A 19,045-nucleotide genomic window follows, 5' to 3' on the forward strand; every position below is an offset into this window, starting at 1 on the left:
GCGGTATTCTATAAATAAGATAGTGAAAGAAGAGGTTTATATATGGTTTGGAAAGATGGCGCCAGGAGTGCATTTGCTCTGGGATTTGACCTGGACGGTGAGACAATATGGCGGAATAAGACAAAAACGCTGCCAAATGGAAACAGTTATATCAAGGGTCCGTCCATCGGAAAATACGGTCCGAAAAAGGGTGCACTTCGTGTATTAGAGATTCTTGAGGAGTTTTCACTTAAAAGTACCTGGTTTATACCGGCAGATATGGTCAGGGAACATCCGGATGTCGTTGATAAGATTTTAGACAAGGGGCATGAAATCGGGCATCATGGTCTGGATCATACCGGTGAATATGGCGATACCTTTGAGGCACAAAAGGAACGGGTTGAGTATTGTCAGGATATATTTCTTAAATACACCGGAAGAAAAGCTCTGGGATTCCGTCCTACAGGTGCGTTATTGCAGGAGACAGAAAGGTGGATTTACTCCGAGGGCGGATTTGTATATTCAAGTGCCGGAATCAGCGGAGAGAGCTGTGGATGGTATATGGTGGACGGAGTGCTCACAAAGGCTGTAAATATTCCCTGCCGTGATGAGCAGATGGATGACTACGTACAGACCGTGTTTAACTCCTATCCGGCGGTACTGGAAGGAATGCCCCGGATTGCACCTTATGATAATACGTATCGCAACTGGGTTCATGAGATTGAGGGGATGGTGCGCAGAGGAAACTCAGGTTCTACTGCTTTTCACCCACAAATTGCAGGAACACCCGGCAGGGCAGTGATATTTGCGAGATTTTGTGAATATCTGGCAGGTCATCCGGACGTGTGGTGTGCCCCCTGTATAGAAATTGCAGAATATTTTCAAACGGTAATGGGAGGAACGGACGATGCTCATTGAAAGAACTGTATGGCCGCAGAATAAGAAATGTGCGGCAATGATCAGCGTCAATCTGGACGCCGAGTTTTTTGGAAAAATATACTATCCGGAGATAAATGTGGACGAAGGGGATATCCTGCGTCTGGGCCGCACGAGTATCTGGTTTGGCCTGCCTGGTCTGCTTGAGGTACTGGACCGGTATGAGGTTAAAGCGACATTCTTTATTCCTGGGGTGGTGGCAGAGAGGTATCCAGATGCAGTTCGCTCTATTGTGGAGCGGGGGCATGAAATCGGCTGCCACGGCAATAACCATGAAATACTGGCACATCTTACGGTAGAAGAACAGCGCGCTGCCCTGACAGAGGCCAGGGATACCCTGACGGAAATTACAGGGAAAGCACCGGCAGGATTTCGCATGCCGGAGGGAGAAATCAGTGAAGAAACCCTGGTACTGGTAAAAGAATTGGGCTTTGCATACTCCAGTTCTCTTTCTGATGATGATGTACCCTATATTCGGGAAGGCTGTGAACTGATGGAATTGCCTATTCACTGGGAGCTGTTCGATTTACCTTATTTTGTATTTACATTTGATCCGCCGATTCCCCCCGGTCAGTCCCGTAGTGCCTGCATGGATGACGTGCTTGCCAACTGGATGTATGAACTGGAAGGTGCCAGAAGATTCGGAACATTGTTCAATCTGCAGTTAGATCCCCAGGCCATTGGAGAACAAGGCCGTATCTTCATGCTGGAAAGACTGTTAGAAGAACTGAAGAATACGGATGATGTGTGGATTGCAGCCGGTGAGGAAATTGCCGCGTATTGCAGTAAGTAAAGGAGGACAATTTTGGCAGAAGCAGCATTGAACGCAATGGCCCGGCAACTGGTGGATCTGACCCTGTGCAAGACCCGTTATGACGCATGGGATCTTCAATGGTACACCGAAGGACCGTTCTGGAGAAGGACAAATATGCGCTATTCCCGTGAATATAAGATCATCCCGGACTATGAAATCGGAGATGCAAAGCATGGAAAAACGCTGGAAAACATTCTGGATGAGTCAGAGGTTTTGGGGCAAAACCTGGAACAATACAAAAAGACTGCAAAGTCTGAGGAAATGCAAAGAGTTGATTATCTGATTGATCACGTAAAAAACCTGAATGTCAGAGCGAGGCTGTTGTTTGGAGAGACATTTTCATTTGATGAGATGACAGAGGGATTATACGGACTGCGGGCTCCCGCGTGTGATTACCGGAAGTTTGACCGGATTTTGGAAGAACTGAACCAGGCGCTTCCGGGAGCTGGTACGGTACAGGAAAAAATAAGCACGTTCAGAAAAACACTGGCGATTCCACCGGAGAATCTTCTGTGTGTCATCAGGGATTCCACGCAGATATTTCACGAAATCGCAGGAGCAAAGATGAACGTTACGGGCAATAGCATGCCCAGAGTCAGAGTGAGGGAACTGCCCAATAAAGATATGGTTTTTTTGTCTATCTTATTTGGATATGATTATAACCACATCGAGTATGAGCGGAACTTTAACCTTTTGTATCCCTGGACCGTAGATAAAGTGATGGAGTACGTAGGACACGAAATGGAGCCGGGACACCTGACTTATTTTGAAAAGCGGCTTCAGACGATGATAGACACATGCTGGCCGGAAATGTCCATTGTCTCACAGTTCTCCACATCCAATGCCTTTGGTGAGGGCTCCGCCCGCCATGCGATCTCTATGAGTTTTGATAATTCTATGGAGAAGCAGGTGGCATTTGAAAAAGAGATCATTTTCAAAAACGCAGGCATTGACGAAAAGTATGCAGAACTTATGCCGCTGTGGCATGCATACTGTGAGCTTGAAGGCTATGGAAAGCTGGAAGTCTCCCGTGGGCGATGGGACAATACCTTGAGCAGGGAGGAAGGTGCGCGGTTTCTTGAACGGTACGGCTTTACAGAACCGGGAACAGGGATTGAATCCGTGGATCATCTGGCAGAAGATGACGGGCATTTTGTGGCACATGATTACTCCCGGGACGTAGTGAGAGAGTATTTTAATACCGTGGCCCCGGATGTGGAACAGCAATGGAAGCTATATGAACGAATCTGCTGTGCACATGTAACCATGAAAGGAATCAGGGAAAAGGTTGTTTATTAAGCTTAAGGATCCAGTTCTCCCTGCAGAATACCGGTTTGTATTAAGGTCTGGATCTTAAGGCCCATAGATATATTGAAAATAACCTCGCTGTCTGAGAGACTCTTCCCCAAAACCTGCGTGATTTTATTCAATCGGGAATACAGAGTATTCTTGTGGATATATAAAGCTGAACAGATAGCGGACGGCGAGGAGCAGCATGTAATATAGGCTGTCAGTGTAGGGAGGAGTTCGGCTCCGTGCTGCTCATCATACCTGACAATGGGAAGAATGTAGTCCTGATATATCTGCAAAAGAGGAGCAAAGTCCATATTATCAGAGTGGTCAAAAAAGTATCGCAGGATGCCGAGCTTTTCGTAAAAGCAAGGAGCCTTCTCTAAAGAGTGCTGAGAAACAGCCAAAGCTTTGAGCGCCTGCAGATATCCCTGACGTACCATCTTGGTGGGAACTACCTGACTGATGCCTGCTCCCTGATAACGATCCTGCAAAAAATGCTGAAACAGGGAAACAAGAGGGGCAAATCCATCCGTTGTATCTTTGATCATCCGGCTGGGAAGCAGAACAACGATACAATCCTTTCGCTCAAACAGAAAGAAGTTGATGGTTTTTAAAGTATTTACCATCTGGTCGTACAAAAGATTGAACTGCTGGCTGGTCAGAAGCTCGTGAAAAGGTATATCTAAGGTATTCAGGGGGCTTCTTCCCGCAATCATAACATAGTACTGATCGTAGATGACTTTCTGAACCAAACCGTACTTTTGCATCAGCTTTTTAAAATCTGTCTGATCCGACTCAATAAGCTCGTCCAGCAGGAAATCATAGTATCGATTGACGGTATGGGCAATTTCATCGGACTTGATAATCTCGAACTTCAAGATAGCCAGAAGCTGCTGTATTTTTATGCCTTTTTCAGAGGACAAGGTTTCAACTCGTTCATCCTGTGAAAGAAAGAGATAACCATAACAGTTGGAGTCATCGGTTATGGGAATGATAAAGATACGGCAGCCATGTCTGCGGCAGTATTGGTTCTGGTGAACATAACCCTTTAGTTTCGCTCCGCCTACGCCTTCGGCCAGACAGGAATGAGAGCAGGCTGTTTTTATCTGGAATGAATCCAGAGCCAGATCCCAGTCAAAGGAATCTTCTGTATAGAGGGGAGGCTGCACCAGGTATTCAGGCGGAATGCTGGGGGCTTTCTGCAGATGAAAATCCGGTGTAGCGAAAGCCACAGGGCATTCCAGCAAGTCCATAGCAACTTTTATAATGTATCTATTTCCCCCTTTATGTTCAAGAACTTCTCTGGACAATCGCTCCATAGTTTCGAGAGATGCTTCTGCAAGCTTTTGCATACTGCTGTAGGCCAAATGATAACATTGCGCTATGGTTTGAGATATGTTTGTGTTGTCAGGCAGCAGGAACACAGGCAGATCCAGGGCAGAAATCCAGGTCAGAGCCGGGTCATCCGGGTAGAATACAAGCGCACAGTCCCGGGTTTTAAGCCTTAACAGATGCTTATGCGCAAGACAATTCCCCATATCTTTCTGGATAAAAACCAGAGTCATCTTTTCCAATGTATCAAAAAAAGAACTGCAGCCCTGTTCAAAAACTGCAATCTGATGGATTTCGGACTGCTGATAAGCCCTCGAAACACAGGCTGCAGGCAACAGTATATGGCTGCTGATCAGATTATTCAGTAATAAGTCCATGATCGTGCCCCCCTACCTCCCTACGCATGAAATAGTTTGTTATAATATACTATACTTTGATAATTCTTACAAGATAAAATTGTGGATTCATAAAACAGTCTTTTCCTGTTTCTGAATCTATTTTTTTTGCAGCGGCTATTGAAAACAGCCAAAAAAGCAATAAAATATTTGGATATTTTTACGACTTGCACAATTTTCAAGAATCACTATAATATAGTTAAAACTAGTTTTATAAAATAGTTTAATAAAACATATTGTTAAAAGAACAACAATCTGCTGGCAAATTGTGTTTTGCGTGGAAGGAGCAAAAAAAGTGGGTATTATTGAAAGAATGAGACTGGATGGAAAGCGTATCTTTGTGACGGGAGGGGCAAGAGGAATCGGTAAAAGCGTGGCAGCTGCATTTGCTGAGGCAGGAGCAGATCTGGCTATTGTAGATGTAGATATTGATGAAGCACGGGAGACGGCAAAAGAAGTTTCCGATAAAACCGGCCGGAAGGTGATAGCAGTCAAGACGGATGTAACAGACCCCGAACAGGTGGAGGCGATGGTTGAAACTGTGGTTTCCGAATTGGGCGGACTGGAGGCGGCATTCTGCAATGCGGGAATCTGCATCAACGAACCAGCAGAGGAGATGACTTTTGAGCATTGGAAAAGAGTAATAGACATTAATCTGACGGGTGTTTACCTAACCGCTGTTGCTGCAGGAAAGTATATGATGGCTCATGGAGGCGGTTCCATCATTAATACAGCATCTATGTCAGGCCATATTGTCAATGTGCCCCAGCCCCAGTGTGCGTATAACGCATCTAAAGCGGGAGTCATTATGCTTACCAAATCGCTTGCCGTGGAGTGGGCAAAAAAAGGTGTCCGTGTAAATTGTATCAGTCCCGGATATATGGGAACTGAACTAATCAACAATGCACCAAGTCTTGCCCCGCTGATTGAACAGTGGAATGCAATGGCCCCTATGGGCAGACTTGGGAAGCCGGAAGAACTGCAGTCTATATGTGTATATCTGGCAGGAGACACCAGCAGTTTCACCACCGGTTCTGATATTGTAGTAGATGGGGCATTTACATGTTTCTAAGTTTTGTGTTTTTGGGAAAGGTATTTGAGAAGTTATTAAATCCAAAGGGAGGAAAAGGTTTATGAAAAAGATTTTAGCGGTATTAATGAGTGCAGCACTGGGGCTGTCTATGCTGGCGGGGTGCACTACGAAAGAGGAGACAGGTTCAGCAGCAGGTCCTGACAAAAAAACCGAGGATACTGCGGATAAAGGGGATGGAAAGTACAAATTAGGTATCACAATTCAGTCACTGGAAAATGATTACTGGGCAGGCGTTTTTGGAGAAGTTGAGAGCATGTTAAAAGAGAAAGGCTGGGAGTATACACTCGTTGACTGTAAGGACAACTCTGCTACACAGATTGGCCAGATTGAAAACTTCATTACAGCCGGCTGCGACATGATCATGGTGCATCCTTCTGACCCAAAGGCAATTGAAGATGTCTGCAAAGAGGCTTTGGACGCAGGAGTTAAAGTAATGTGCTGGGATGACAAGATGGAGAACACAACTGTAAACTGGGTTCTTGACAACACAGAGCTAGGGAAAACCATCGCAGGGCCGGCTGCTGATTTTATCAATGCACATTATTCAGAAGACAATAAAGCAGAAGTATGTGTCATTGGATATCCCCAGACGCCTATTCTGTTAGAGAGAGAGAACGGAATCCTGGAAGGCTTAAAGGGGGCCGAAGGCAAGTATGAGGTAGTTGCTAATATTGAAGGCCTTGAGGCAAATGATGCACAGACGAACGTAGAGACAGTGCTTCAGGCACACCCGGACTGTAAAGTATTTGTAACGGTCAGTGCAGGCGGCGATATAGGTGCAAATCAGGCACTTCTTACAAAGTATAATAACAATATTCCAGAAGACTGTGGCATATTCTCTCCTGACGCTACAGAGCAGCAGATGCGGGCAATTAAGAGTGGAAAAGAAGCTTCTAATACAACCGTTGGATTTGAAGGTTCAAACAGCAGAACTGCAACAGCATGTGTAGAACTATATGATAAAGTTTTATCAGGCGAAACATTTGAGAATGATGACCATAATATTTACAGACCATTTGTAGTAATTAATGCAGAGAACGTTGATGAATATCTGGCAGACTACGAGTAAAAGAAGTCTTACCATAAGTGAAAAATAAAACAGGAGATGGGGAGGCGGTTTTCACCGCCTTCTGTCAATACCAAAGTATGCAAGGAAAGCTGCCAGTGGCAGGTTTTCTGTATACCAAAGTATGCAAGGAAAGCTGCCAGTGGCAGGTTTTCTGTATAACGGGGGCATAATATGAGTGAAGAATATGTATTACAATTACAGCACATAAGAAAAGAGTACCCGGGTGTTGTGGCACTAAAGGATGTATCCCTTGCATTGAAAAAAGGTGAGATTCTTGCGTTAATTGGTGAAAATGGTGCCGGAAAATCAACACTGATCAAAACATGTTCCGGAGCGGTCATCCCCACCTCCGGCAAAATAATAGTAAACGGAAAAGAGCATACAAGCATGACGCCTCAACTGGCGGCAGAAAATGGTATTGCAATTATTTATCAGGAATTCAATAATGTGGCAGAGCTGTCAGCAGCAGAAAACCTGTTCCTGGGAAGACCTATTAGAAAAGGAATTATTATCGATAAGGCAGCAATGGAAAGAGAAGCAGCGAAGGCATTTGAACGGCTTCATATCAAAATCAATCCCAGGACACTGATGAAGAATCTGACCGTAGGTTATCAGCAAATGGTCGAAATTGCGAAGGCAATTCAGCAGGATGCGAAGATACTGATCATGGATGAGCCATCAGCACCTCTGACAAGTGCAGAGGTAGAGAGCATGTTTGAGGTTGTGGAGAGATTGAGAGAAGAAGGTATTTCTATTATATATATATCTCATAGACTGGAAGAAATATATCGTTTGTCTGACCGGATTGTTGTATTACGTGATGGTGAATATGTGAAAACTCTGATAACCGAAGAAAGCCGTGTGGAAGAACTCATTCATCTGATGGTGGGCCGTGAACTGACAGAGACTTATCCGCAGAGGAAGGATTGCATCAATTATGAGCATGTGGTTCTGGAGTTACAGGATGTCTGTGGAAACGGTGATGAGCATATCAGTCTGCAGATCCATAAGGGTGAAATCCTGGGCTTAGGAGGATTGATTGGAGCAGGCCGTACGGAACTAGCGAATCTGATTTTCGGAGCAGCTAAGAAAAAGTCCGGGAAAATTATCTTTAATGGAGAGGAAATCAATCCCAAAAGTCCGCGTGAAGCAATCAATGCAGGAATTGCGCTTGTACCGGAGGACAGAAAGCGGCATGGGGCGCTGCTTGGTGTATCTATAAAAAACAATATTAACATGGCCGTATATGAAAGAAATTCCACTATGAGTGTAATTGATGCCGGAAAAGAAAAAGCAACTGCCGAGAAATATAAAGAAGAACTGGCAATTAAAACACCAACATTAGAACAGTTGGTAAAGAACTTGAGCGGTGGCAATCAACAAAAGGTAATTTTGGCAAGATGGCTGGCGGCAAATTCAAAACTGGTTATTTTTGATGAGCCGACCCGAGGTATTGATGTTGGAGCAAAATACGAAATTTATAAGCTGATGAACAATCTTGTAGAAAAGGAAGGTAAAACAATTCTGCTGATTTCTTCCGAGATGGAGGAACTGATGGGCATGTCTGACAGAATTGTTGTACTGGCGGAAGGACACATAACAGGAGAATTGGATAAGTGTGATTTCGAGCAGGATAAGATTATGGTGTATGCATCAGCAACAGTCAAGGAGGGTTAATCCAGTATGAAAGATAAAGTTTTCTACCAATTGAAAGATAAGGCAATCTGGGTTGTATTTATACTGCTGTGTGTGGGATTTACCATCGCAAATCCCAGATTTATTACACCAAATAACGTCATTACAATTGCACGTCAGGTGTCTATGTATGGAATCGCCTCCATCGGGATGACCTTCGTAATTTTGCTCGGCGGGATTGATTTGGCCACAGGTTCCATCATAACCTTTGTAAATATTATTTGTGCCTATTTTATGGTACATAATGGGATGAATATGTATATAGCGATTATCCTGTCCCTTTTGCTTGCCACACTCATTGGTACGCTGAATGGCTTTATGGTATCATCCGTCGGAATGCCGGCTCTGATTGCGACCTTTGCGACACAGATAATTTTTAAGGGAATTGCATATATTTTGAGTGGTGGGACGCCAATCAATGGCTTCACAGAGAAATTCAAGGTAATTGGACAGGGATATGTCGGGCCGATACCGGTTCCTGTCATCCTTATGGTTATCTGTTTCGTAATCGGGAGCTTTATTCTAAATAAAACCTACTTTGGCCGATACTTTTATGCAGTAGGTGGGAACGAAGAGGCTGCAAAGCTTTCCGGAATCCGTGTGGGCCGCGTAAAATATCTGGTGTATTCATTGTCAGGATTGTTTGCGGGCCTTGCAGGTATTGTTATGTTGTCACGAACCAATTCAGCTCAGGCAACGGCAGGCGATGGTTATGAATTTGATGTTATTACCTGTGTAGTTTTAGGCGGTGTTTCTGTAACAGGCGGTTATGGTAAGTTATCCAATGTGGTTGCCGGTGTATTAATTATTGGTGCTCTGACAAACGGTATGGTATTGATGAATGTAAGCTCTTATGTTCAAATGGTCGTAAAAGGCCTTGTACTGGCATTTGCAGTGGGATTTGACTGTATTCAGAAAAAGAGACAGACAGCGTAGAAGATTGGCTTCTTTATGAGTTTTGCTTTAAAGATGTTGACAGAAAACTGACTTAATATTACTATAATTTTAGGGATTAAATTTAGAAAGTATAATACAATGATTACGAGAAAACAGGTGGCAAGATGAGTAAAGAAAAAATAAGTCCCAATGAGATTAAGTTAAAAAACAGGCAGTTGATCTATCAATATGTCCGGAAAAATAATTCAGTATCAAAGCAGGATATTGTTGTGGCTTTGCAATTGAGCCTTCCAACTGTTACGCAGAATTTGGATTATCTGGAAAAGCAGAAACTCATTGACACATCCTGTAAGATTAAAAATACGGGGGGACGGAATGCAACTGCCTTTACTTACATTAAAAATGCCAAGATGGCAATTGGTGTTTATAGTACAGTGAATCACATAAATGCCGTAGCGGTAGATTTATCAGGAATGGTAACAGGAGTTGTAAAAGAGAAAAGGCGATTCAACCTGGATGATGACGAATACCTGAAGAGAATCGGAGAGGCTGTAGAAGAAGTAAAGAAACAGGCAAATATTTTGGATGAGGATCTTTTAGGTGTTGGTATTGCCGTACCAGGCCTGGTCTCGGATGACGGGGAAACTGTCCTCTATGGCATGACACTGAATTTTACCGGAAAGACAAGAGAAGAAATCGCAAAACACATTCCTTATAACAGCCGCCTGGTACATGATTCCTATGCTGCAGGATATGCGGAAATATGGAATGACCACAGGGTCAAAAACGGATTCTATATCAGTTTGAGCAACAGCGTAGGCGGATCTGTGATTATTAATCAATCCATATATGAAGGCGATACCCAAAAAGGGGGAGAGATTGGGCATATGCTGGTTGTTCCCAAAGGCGGCAAAAGGTGTTATTGCGGAAGGACCGGGTGTTTTGATACCGTCTGCAGTGCCTGTATGCTTGATCAGTACACAGACGGCAATCTGGAAAAGTTTTTCGTATTACTTAAGGAGGGTGATAAAACAGCAGCCCAATTGTGGGACGAATATCTGGATTACCTTGCCATAGCCGTATACAATATGCGGATACTTTTTGATGGCGTAATCATAGTCGGAGGCTATGTGGGAGCTTATATTGGAGATTATATGGAAGACTTGTGTGACCGTGTAGACCAGTATAATCCATTTTCGGACAGTGCCAGAGATTATTTGATACAATGCAGGTATAAAAGAGAGGCAACAGCAGCAGGGGCGGCAATTTTCTTTATTGATGATTTTTTAAACAGTATTTAGAATATGAAACTTGACGAAGTTTTAGAAAAACGAATAAGATGCGGTGGCCGGAAGTTGTAAGAAAAGAAGGCGCTTTGTATGGGAACGTACAGGGTGCCTTTTTTGCGTGCGTATACTATGTTATCAAGCTACTGGCTGAACTGCTATATATATATAAAATGTTAAAATATGCTAAAAAAGGTAGAAATATAATGAAAAATAAGGTAATATATAACATATAAGTGTGATTGAGATTGGAGAATGTATTATGTTTGAATTTATGAAAACCCTAACCCTTCAGGCGAGCTACGAGAAATGAGAAGAGCTAAGTCAGTACAATATCAAGTACTTATACTCAGCCCTTTTCGTTATAAATAAAATCATAATTTCAATCCACATCTAGAAAAGAGGTGATTGGTTGGTTATAGCACACAGAGACGTTGACGAAAAGAAAAATGTCCAAGAACAGTCATTGGAAGAACATCTATATAACACCGGGCAATATGCCGGAAAAATAGGAAAAGAGGTGGAACTTGAGGCTTTTCTAAAACTGTTGGGGTACCTTCATGATATTGGAAAGGCGGATGCAGTATTTCAATCATACATTTGTTCGAAAACGAATGGAAAAGTGAATCATTCTTCCGCAGGAGTGAGAGTCTTATATGATTACATAATTTCTGATGATAGTATGGCGGCTCAATTGGGAAGAAGAAGTTGTTTTCAGTTTTTCTATGAAGTATCAGCATATGTAATTTTTGCTCATCATGGTCTATATGATCTTGTCGACGAAAAAGATTGCGAGTATCGGAATGTTGGCCGCTTTCACTATGACGAGAATGGAGATTATCATTACAGTGAAGATATCATCCTTTTTGTTCGGCAATTCGACGAACTACTTCAGAAAAGAGGGGAATTATCCATTTCTGAATTGATAAAGAATGCATATACAGAATTTCACGCAGTATACAAGAAATTGATTCATCTTGCAAAGATGAATTGTAATGCGGACAGACAAAGGCAGGAAAAGCAATACTATATGGGGTGTCTTACGCGATTGTGTTTGTCAATTATCAAAGAGGCAGATATATATGACTCAGCAAATGCTTTTCACTATCCGAAGCAGCCATTGTGGAATAAAAGGGATACGCAAAAGGTCTGGGAACAATGTTATGAGCGAATCGAAACGATGTATCAAAAGTATGAAGCTGTGCCAAATCCCACGAAACTGAATCAGACAAGGAGCGATTTGGCAGATGCAATCAAAGAAGAAGCAAGAGTCCGCGGTGATGGTGTTTTTAAGCTAGAACTGCCCACAGGTGCCGGTAAAACGAAGGCGGGACTTCGCTATGCCATTACGAATGCAAAGCGATATGAAAGAAGCAGAGTGTTTTATGTCACTGCATATTTGTCTGTCTTAGAGCAAAATGCTTCTGATATTAGGGAAATTCTGCAAGATGACAGTAGTATTCTTGAGCACCATAGTAATGTTGTAGATGAAAAAGACATAAAAAGGGATTCTGAGAGTGATAAAGACGATGCGGAATATCATCACATCTCCTATTTAAAAGAAAGCTGGGAGAGTCCTGTGATCCTGACTACAGTAGTCCAGCTGTGTAATACGTTTTATAAAGGAAAGGCATCAAACATTCGAAGGTTTTGCAAGCTGATCAATTCAGTCATCCTCCTGGACGAGGTTCAGAGTTTGCCGTTAAATATACTCTCGAACTTCAACTTGATGATGAATTTTATGAAAACCGTAATGCATTGTAATGTTGTGCATTGTACGGCGACACAACCAGTTTTGGATAATCGGGCAATGAGGTATCCAATTCATTACGGAAACATCAACGGAGAGAATGATTCCATTACCGATGCCGACAGAATAGATTTAAAGTGCTTTCAAAGAGTAGATTTTTATAATCTAACAGGTAAAGACGGTTGCAGAAAACTTGGCACAGGGGCAATTGGTTCATATATCATCAGTGAACTAGAAGAGTTTGATAGTTGTCTGGTGATTTTAAATACGAAAAATGCGGTTGAAGAATTATGTCGGTATTTGGAAGGGAATCTGTTTGATGCAGAAATTATTTATCTTACCACGAACCTATGTGCAGCCCATCGATTAGAACTCATTTCCGGTATGAAGAGAAAACTGGAAGAAAATCGGGATGGACGCATGCGACATAAAATTGTATGTGTCAGTACGAAACTGATTGAAGCGGGCGTGGATGTAGATTTTGATGTTGTGTTTCGATCTTTGACAGGGATTGACAGTTTGATTCAGTGTGCCGGAAGATGTAATCGTGAAGGAAAGTTGATGAAAAATGGCATCTATATTCACGGAAAGTTCTATATCATCCGATATACAGAGGAGAATCTATCGAGTCTTCAGGAAATACAGGCAGCCGCAGATGCAGCAGAGTATGCCATAAGATCTCTGAATCATTGTGAGGATACCCCTTTGGATATGGAATCATTAAAAATGAGATATTACAATAAATATTATGCCGGTAATAATAACGATATGGATTATTATGACTCTGACTGGGAGAGAAGCATGGTTGATGAACTGGGAATTAATTGTCCGGCTCGAGATAGAATTAAAAATAATTTCAATAAGTATCAACCGGTAATCTTTCAGTCATTTGCTCGTGCGGCAAGACAATTCCAACTGATTGGTGATGGAACTATCGGCGTTATTGTGAACTATCATAATGACGATCTTATGGAAGAACTGGAAATAGCTATTCAAGAAAGGGATTATTGGACAACTAAAATATTATTGAACAAATTACAGCGATATACAGTTAATATGTATCCAAAACCACAATTGGAGGCATTTGTCACAAAAATCGATGAGTTGGGATTATATTTTTTGCAAAGAGAGTATTACGATGAAAAAAGAGGAGTTGTTATGGACCAGCTTGCTACTTTGATCGAATAGGAAGGAGGAAAACATGCAGGAACAATTTAGATCAGATCCATTTTACTATAAGGTATATGGAGATTACGCTATGTTTACGGATCCTGTGACAAAAGCAGGAGGGGAGAAATATACATATCAGGTTCCTACCTGTCAGGCGCTGAAGGGCATTACGGAGCAAATATACTGGAAACCCACATTACACTATTTTATTGACGCTGTTAAAGTAGTAAAAAAGATACAGACCGAGACGAAAGGGATAAGAACACCGCTAAAAAATGGAAGCAACGATTTGGATTATTATACATACTTGCGTGACGTAGAATATCTGGTAAAATTTCATTTTGAATGGAATCCGAACCGTACGGAGTTAGAAATGGACAGGAATCCAATTAAACATGAACAGATTCTTTTAAGATCTATATCAAAAGGGGGCAGGAGAGATATCTTTCTGGGAACAAGAGAGTGTGTGGGATATGTAGAAAGAATCCGAGCAGATGAGTTTGAGTCAGCATCTACAGCGTATGATGGAGAAAAAATTTCTTTTGGTATTATGTTTCATTCTTTTGATTATCCGGATGAAGCAATTATGCCGGAAGAGAATAAATTAATATCCAATTTTACTGACATCACAATGACCAACGGAAGGATCGATTTTATCCGACCAGAGGAATGTCAGATTCATCATAAGTTGAGAAACTATTCCATCAAGTCCTATACAAACGAGAATGTAAAGTCTGTAGACGAGGAATTCCAGAGTATTCCGGAGGAGGGGTATAGATGAGCGTACTAACAGCTTTATACAAAACATATCTCACTGCGATTGAAAATAATCTTGTGGATCGGACGGAGTACCTTGGTCAGAAAACCTTATTATTACCTGTCTATCATTCAAGCAAAAAATCCACAGGTTCGAATGATATGATTGAGGTAATGCTTTCAGAAAACGCTGAGTTTATTAAGGCTGCTTGGGTACCTAAAGATCAACTTGTGATATATCCGGTTACCGAAGAATCAATCATTAGAGCGGGGAAAGTAATTTCACCTCATCCGCTTTGCGAGGAATTGCCTTATCTGTCAAAAGAGATGAATCCGGAGAAGCATGAGAAGTATGAGCAGGTTCGAGAGGAATGGGTGGCATATATGCGAAACGGTCATCCAAATCGACTGCTTGAAATTGTTGATCAGTATTTGCTGAAAGAGCATATTTTTTATGATTGTATTGAATCACTTTATGCCGGGGTGGAACATGAAATTATAAAGGATTATAAAATTCATATTCTGAAGGATGGAAAGACATCAAAGACTGTCAGTTTGGAAAAGACGTTTGTAACTTTCCGTGTAGAGCTTGCAGAGTCTACAGAAGCAGATCTTACGGTGAGCACAAACAAGGAACTGCATAAGAACTATATCGACTATGTAAGGGAGAAAAACTCTGTATATCCACAGGAACAGTGTGACATTTCCGGCGAAATGACGTATTGTGTATCAAGACATAGGGGCCTTTTGGGAAATGCCAAACTTATATCTATCAGCAACCATAATGAGACGTACTATGGAAGATTTGAATCCGGAGAAGAGGTTGTGCATATCGGGTACGAAACGTCGCAAATGATACACCTGATGTTAAAGTATCTTTTGGAGAATAAACAAAATAAAAAACAAATTGGGGCGACTAGTTTTCTGGTAAATTGGTTTTCGGATGATATTGGAAATGAAGAATGTTCTAATTTGCTTGACAATTTTTCTCCAGAAAAGGCTGCTACTTTGAATGATACAAAAATTCCGGCTCTTGATGAGGATGATGATATCCCGGAGCACGATACTGATAAACCGAATGATCTCGGTGGGTTTGGGTCATCGGTGATTAATGATTATCTAAGCGGAAAGCAAGTAAAGATTGATCCCAATGGAAAATTTTACATTATGATCCTGGATAAAATCTCAAATGGAAGGATTTCGATAAAATACTTTCATGAGATGCCAAAGTCGGATTTGTTACTACGGGCCGGCAATTGGTACCAACAGACAAACTGGAATTTCTATTATAGGGATTATGGTATGGTACGGGAAACCCCATCATTGTTTCGATATGTCGACACAGTCTTCGGATTGGAAAACAAAAAGGGTTATATGGAATGCAAGAATGCAAAACTAAGAACGAAGACGGTTGAGCGATTACTGCCATGTATTTTGGAACAAAGACAGATGCCGATGGATATAAAAAACCGGATGCTCGAAAATCTGTGTAATCGGAATTCGTATGATAAGACTTGGAACTATGTCCTTGCAGTTGGATGTTCAATTTTTAAAAAGTATAAAATAGACAAGAAAGAAGAGGTGAATGAGATGCTGGATGAAACAAAGCAAAAACGCAGTTATCTATTTGGCAGACTATTAGCGGTGTATGAAAAGCTTGAAAAAGATGTGCTTGTCGCAAAAGATCTCAAAAAGCCGGATGATTCAGACAGCAAAGAAAAAAAAGGTGTCAGACCCACGAACGCGGAACGTCTATGGAGTGCGTACGCAAAACGACCGGAGAGAACGCTGAAAATTTTAGAGGACAAAGTCAGACCCTACAGGGATATCTTCTCTAAGAACAATGCTAGGCGAGCCATATATTATGATGGAATCATAATGAAGATAGCTTGTTTAATCAGGGAATCTAATACCTATGAGAAAGATAAAAACAAAGCTTTAGACGAAGATTTTGTGTTTGGATATTACGCCCAAAAACAGGAATTTTATAATTCAAAAAATAAAAAACAAGAAAATATGAATGTGGAGGATATGGACAATGGAAGTATTACAGAATAAGATTGACTTCGTAATGTTTTTTTCGGTAGCTGGGGCAAACCCCAATGGGGATCCTTTAAATGAAAACATGCCCAGGATTGACTATGACGGTTATGGCGAGGTGAGTGATGTATGTATCAAGAGAAAAATTAGAAATCGTATGCAGGATATGGGTTATTCATTATTTGTCCAGTCAAATGACAGAATCGATGATCAGAAAAAATCCCTAGAGGAAAGATTTAACTCAGAATTCGATTCACCAAAAAAAGATCCGGATGATAAAGTGTATCAGGCATCGTGTGAAAAATGGATGGATGTACGCAGCTTTGGACAAGTTATGACCTTCCAGAAACGTTCTATCGGTGTACGTGGCCCCGTATCGCTTACGTTGGCGAAAAGCCTTAGTCCGGTGGATGTAATCAGTATGCAAATCACCCGCAGCACAAATGGAATGGAGGCAAAAGAAGATAAGGTTCGTTCATCCGATACTATGGGAATGAAACATTTTGTGGACTATGGTGTATATATGGTAAAGGGCAGCATAAATCCATACTTTGCTGAAAAGACAGGCTTTTCAGCGGAAGACGCCGAAGTTGTCAAGGAGGCATTATGTTCTCTGTTTGTAAATGATTCTTCTTCTGCCAGACCTGAGGGAAGCATGGAAGTGAAAAAACTGTATTGGTTTACCCACCCCAATAAACTGGGAGTTGTGTCTAGTGCCAAAATACATGGATTGGTTGAAGCAAAAGAATTGGAAAAAGGAAGTAAGGCAAAAAAATATGAGGACTATTCCATTCAACTGAATCAACAAAAACTTGCATCGTTAGAGTCAAAAGGTTTAAAGGTAGAGGAGCTAAATGGCTTATAATGAAGATGATTTTCTCATGATTTCTGGAATCCAGCATTTTATCTTCTGCCGACGGCAATGGGCACTGATTCATGTCGAACAGCAGTGGGAAGAAAATTATTTCACGATTGATGGTGAACAGAAGCATGAAAGGGTTGATAATCCAGAAATCCATGAGAAACGAGGGAATACGATCTCAATCCGAGCTTTGCGTGTGAAATCAAAAGTCCTTGGAATTACCGGAAAATGTGACGTAGTGGAATTACGGAAAGCAGATGATGGAATTTATATGCCTCAGTATGGTGGAAATTACTCGGTTATTCCGGTTGAATATAAACGAGGAAAACCAAAGGAAAACAATTCGGATAAATTGCAGATGATGGCTGAGGCATATTGTCTGGAGGAAATGCTGGAAACGCATATTGATAAAGGCTATCTTTTCTATTTTGAAACAAAAAGAAGAGAAGAAGTGATATTGACGGATGATTTGCGGCAGGAAATGATAGAATCAATAGAAGAGATGCACAGTTATATGAACCGCGGTTATACACCAAAAGTGAGAACGGGAAAGAAGTGCAAAACATGTTCCCTGCGAAATATTTGCCTACCTGTCCTTAACAATCAACGAAGTGTCAAAGATTACATTCAAGGGAGGATTAACGAATGAGACAAATGCTGAATGTACTGTTTGTCACAAAGCCAGAGGTTTATATGGGTCTTCAGGGGGAAACCATAGTAGTCAGGGAAGACAACAAGACGATTGCGAGATATCCACTGCATAACCTAGAGGGAATTGTGTGCTTTTCTAATCTTGGAGCCAGCCCTGCTTTGATGGAAAAATGTGTACAAAATAATATATCTATTTGCTTTTTGACGCCAACAGGCAGATTTCGTGCCAGGGTCATTGGTGAGACAAGAGGAAACGTATTACTAAGAAAAAAGCAGTATCGGGTTTCGGACATGGAAGAGAGGTGCCTTGATATTTCTCGTAATTTTATTATTGGAAAGATTTATAATGAAAAGTGGCAGCTCGAACGCTACATTCGACAATATTCTTTGAGAGTGCCAGTGGAAGAGATGAAACTGGCCTCAGGAAGATTAAGTAAATATTTGACAGAGATTACAGAAAGTGAGAACTTGGATCAACTAAGAGGATACGAAGGAATGGCTCAAACAGTTTATTTTGGCTCATTTGATCCTATGATTTTGAATCAGAAAAGTGATTTCTTTTTTCACGGGAGAAATAAGAGACCACCGGAAGATCGAGTTAACAGCTTATTGTCATTCGCTTATACGTTATTAACGAATGATATAGCAACAGCGTTGGAAACGGTAGGTCTTGATCCATATGTTGGATTTATGCATCAGGATAGGCCGGGAAGAGCATCCTTGGCAAGTGATTTGATTGAAGAATTAAGAGCGCCGATTGCAGATCGTTTTGTGCTTTCATTAATTAACAGGAAGCAGCTCAAATCAAATGATTTTGAAATCAATGAAAATCATTCGGTATATATTACTGATTCAGCACGCAGGACTTTTATTAATGCATGGCAAAAGAATAAGCAAGAACAGATTACCCATCCTTATTTAAATGAGAAAATTCCGTGGGGATTGGTTCCCTATGCGCAAGCACTGTTATTGGCCAGATATATTCGAGGCGACGTAGATCAGTATCCCCCATTTTTCTGGAAGTAGA

General features: G+C 41.5%; 15 protein-coding genes. 14 read left to right on the forward strand and 1 reads right to left on the reverse strand.

The window, feature by feature from the left end:
* The first annotated feature begins 42 nt into the window (after positions 1 to 42).
* The 3 genes from KNL20_RS04535 to KNL20_RS04545 are packed head-to-tail and all read left to right on the forward strand — an operon-like array spanning position 43 to position 3,028.
* Positions 43 to 897, forward strand: a complete 855-nt coding sequence (locus KNL20_RS04535; protein ID WP_230399434.1) for a polysaccharide deacetylase family protein — start codon at positions 43 to 45, stop codon at positions 895 to 897.
* Positions 887 to 1,708 carry a polysaccharide deacetylase family protein gene (locus tag KNL20_RS04540; RefSeq protein WP_230399435.1) on the forward strand — a complete coding sequence of 274 codons (822 nt, stop codon included), beginning with the start codon at positions 887 to 889 and terminating at the stop codon, positions 1,706 to 1,708. Before KNL20_RS04535 ends, KNL20_RS04540 begins: the two co-directional genes overlap by 11 nt.
* Before the next feature lie 12 nt (positions 1,709 to 1,720).
* Positions 1,721 to 3,028 (forward strand): hypothetical protein, encoded by a 1,308-nt coding sequence (locus KNL20_RS04545; RefSeq protein WP_230399436.1) that lies wholly within the window; start codon positions 1,721 to 1,723, stop codon positions 3,026 to 3,028.
* Positions 3,029 to 3,030: 2 nt separating this feature from the next.
* Here KNL20_RS04545 and KNL20_RS04550 read toward each other — a convergent pair whose 3' ends face one another.
* Positions 3,031 to 4,731 carry a PucR family transcriptional regulator gene (locus tag KNL20_RS04550; protein WP_230399437.1) on the reverse strand — a complete coding sequence of 567 codons (1,701 nt, stop codon included), beginning with the start codon at positions 4,729 to 4,731 and terminating at the stop codon, positions 3,031 to 3,033.
* 313 nt (positions 4,732 to 5,044) lie between these two features.
* Between KNL20_RS04550 and KNL20_RS04555 the strand changes: the two genes are divergently transcribed.
* The 11 genes from KNL20_RS04555 (at position 5,045) to cas1c (ending at position 19,044) form a co-directional block, all read left to right on the forward strand.
* Complete coding sequence (locus tag KNL20_RS04555) at positions 5,045 to 5,821, forward strand: SDR family oxidoreductase (protein WP_230399438.1); 777 nt, start codon at positions 5,045 to 5,047, stop codon at positions 5,819 to 5,821.
* Positions 5,822 to 5,882: 61 nt separating this feature from the next.
* Positions 5,883 to 6,911, forward strand: a complete 1,029-nt coding sequence (locus KNL20_RS04560) for a sugar ABC transporter substrate-binding protein (protein WP_230399439.1) — start codon at positions 5,883 to 5,885, stop codon at positions 6,909 to 6,911.
* A gap of 171 nt (positions 6,912 to 7,082) precedes the next feature.
* Positions 7,083 to 8,588, forward strand: a complete 1,506-nt coding sequence (locus KNL20_RS04565) for a sugar ABC transporter ATP-binding protein (protein WP_230399440.1) — start codon at positions 7,083 to 7,085, stop codon at positions 8,586 to 8,588.
* A gap of 6 nt (positions 8,589 to 8,594) precedes the next feature.
* On the forward strand, positions 8,595 to 9,542 hold the full coding sequence (locus tag KNL20_RS04570; protein WP_230399441.1) for an ABC transporter permease: 948 nt from the start codon (positions 8,595 to 8,597) through the stop codon (positions 9,540 to 9,542).
* Between the two features lie 125 nt (positions 9,543 to 9,667).
* Complete coding sequence (locus KNL20_RS04575; RefSeq protein WP_230399442.1) at positions 9,668 to 10,804, forward strand: ROK family protein; 1,137 nt, start codon at positions 9,668 to 9,670, stop codon at positions 10,802 to 10,804.
* 397 nt (positions 10,805 to 11,201) lie between these two features.
* Positions 11,202 to 13,727 carry a CRISPR-associated helicase Cas3' gene (cas3, locus tag KNL20_RS04580; RefSeq protein WP_230399443.1) on the forward strand — a complete coding sequence of 842 codons (2,526 nt, stop codon included), beginning with the start codon at positions 11,202 to 11,204 and terminating at the stop codon, positions 13,725 to 13,727.
* A 13-nt stretch (positions 13,728 to 13,740) separates the two neighbouring features.
* Positions 13,741 to 14,490 (forward strand): type I-C CRISPR-associated protein Cas5c, encoded by a 750-nt coding sequence (gene cas5c / locus KNL20_RS04585; protein ID WP_230399444.1) that lies wholly within the window; start codon positions 13,741 to 13,743, stop codon positions 14,488 to 14,490.
* A complete protein-coding gene (cas8c, locus tag KNL20_RS04590; protein ID WP_230399445.1) occupies positions 14,487 to 16,523 on the forward strand; it encodes a type I-C CRISPR-associated protein Cas8c/Csd1 in 2,037 nt (678 codons plus the stop codon). Before cas5c ends, cas8c begins: the two co-directional genes overlap by 4 nt.
* Positions 16,504 to 17,370: a type I-C CRISPR-associated protein Cas7/Csd2 gene (cas7c, locus tag KNL20_RS04595; RefSeq protein ID WP_230399446.1), complete on the forward strand. Its 867-nt coding sequence runs from the start codon at positions 16,504 to 16,506 to the stop codon at positions 17,368 to 17,370. Before cas8c ends, cas7c begins: the two co-directional genes overlap by 20 nt.
* Complete coding sequence (cas4, locus tag KNL20_RS04600) at positions 17,360 to 18,016, forward strand: CRISPR-associated protein Cas4 (RefSeq protein ID WP_230399447.1); 657 nt, start codon at positions 17,360 to 17,362, stop codon at positions 18,014 to 18,016. Before cas7c ends, cas4 begins: the two co-directional genes overlap by 11 nt.
* The gene (gene cas1c, locus KNL20_RS04605; protein WP_230399448.1) at positions 18,013 to 19,044 is read left to right on the forward strand and encodes a type I-C CRISPR-associated endonuclease Cas1c; all 1,032 of its coding nucleotides are present in this window, start codon (positions 18,013 to 18,015) and stop codon (positions 19,042 to 19,044) included. The genes cas4 and cas1c overlap by 4 nt, the downstream gene beginning before the upstream one ends.
* Position 19,045: the final 1 nt, after the last annotated feature.

This window comes from Novisyntrophococcus fermenticellae, from assembly GCF_018866245.1.
Lineage (GTDB): Bacteria > Bacillota > Clostridia > Lachnospirales > Lachnospiraceae > Novisyntrophococcus > Novisyntrophococcus fermenticellae.

Bases quoted from the DNA above. Each gene is read 5' to 3' on its own strand.
- cas8c (WP_230399445.1), top strand. From the start codon at position 14,487: ATGAGCGTACTAACAGCTTTATACAAAACATATCTCACTGCGATTGAA.
- cas4 (WP_230399447.1), top strand. From the start codon at position 17,360: ATGGCTTATAATGAAGATGATTTTCTCATGATTTCTGGAATCCAGCAT.
- KNL20_RS04570 (WP_230399441.1), top strand. From the start codon at position 8,595: ATGAAAGATAAAGTTTTCTACCAATTGAAAGATAAGGCAATCTGGGTT.
- cas5c (WP_230399444.1), top strand. From the start codon at position 13,741: ATGCAGGAACAATTTAGATCAGATCCATTTTACTATAAGGTATATGGA.
- KNL20_RS04550 (WP_230399437.1), bottom strand. From the start codon at position 4,731: ATGGACTTATTACTGAATAATCTGATCAGCAGCCATATACTGTTGCCT.
- KNL20_RS04565 (WP_230399440.1), top strand. From the start codon at position 7,083: ATGAGTGAAGAATATGTATTACAATTACAGCACATAAGAAAAGAGTAC.
- KNL20_RS04540 (WP_230399435.1), top strand. From the start codon at position 887: ATGCTCATTGAAAGAACTGTATGGCCGCAGAATAAGAAATGTGCGGCA.
- KNL20_RS04575 (WP_230399442.1), top strand. From the start codon at position 9,668: ATGAGTAAAGAAAAAATAAGTCCCAATGAGATTAAGTTAAAAAACAGG.
- cas7c (WP_230399446.1), top strand. From the start codon at position 16,504: ATGGAAGTATTACAGAATAAGATTGACTTCGTAATGTTTTTTTCGGTA.
- KNL20_RS04560 (WP_230399439.1), top strand. From the start codon at position 5,883: ATGAAAAAGATTTTAGCGGTATTAATGAGTGCAGCACTGGGGCTGTCT.
- KNL20_RS04535 (WP_230399434.1), top strand. From the start codon at position 43: ATGGTTTGGAAAGATGGCGCCAGGAGTGCATTTGCTCTGGGATTTGAC.
- cas1c (WP_230399448.1), top strand. From the start codon at position 18,013: ATGAGACAAATGCTGAATGTACTGTTTGTCACAAAGCCAGAGGTTTAT.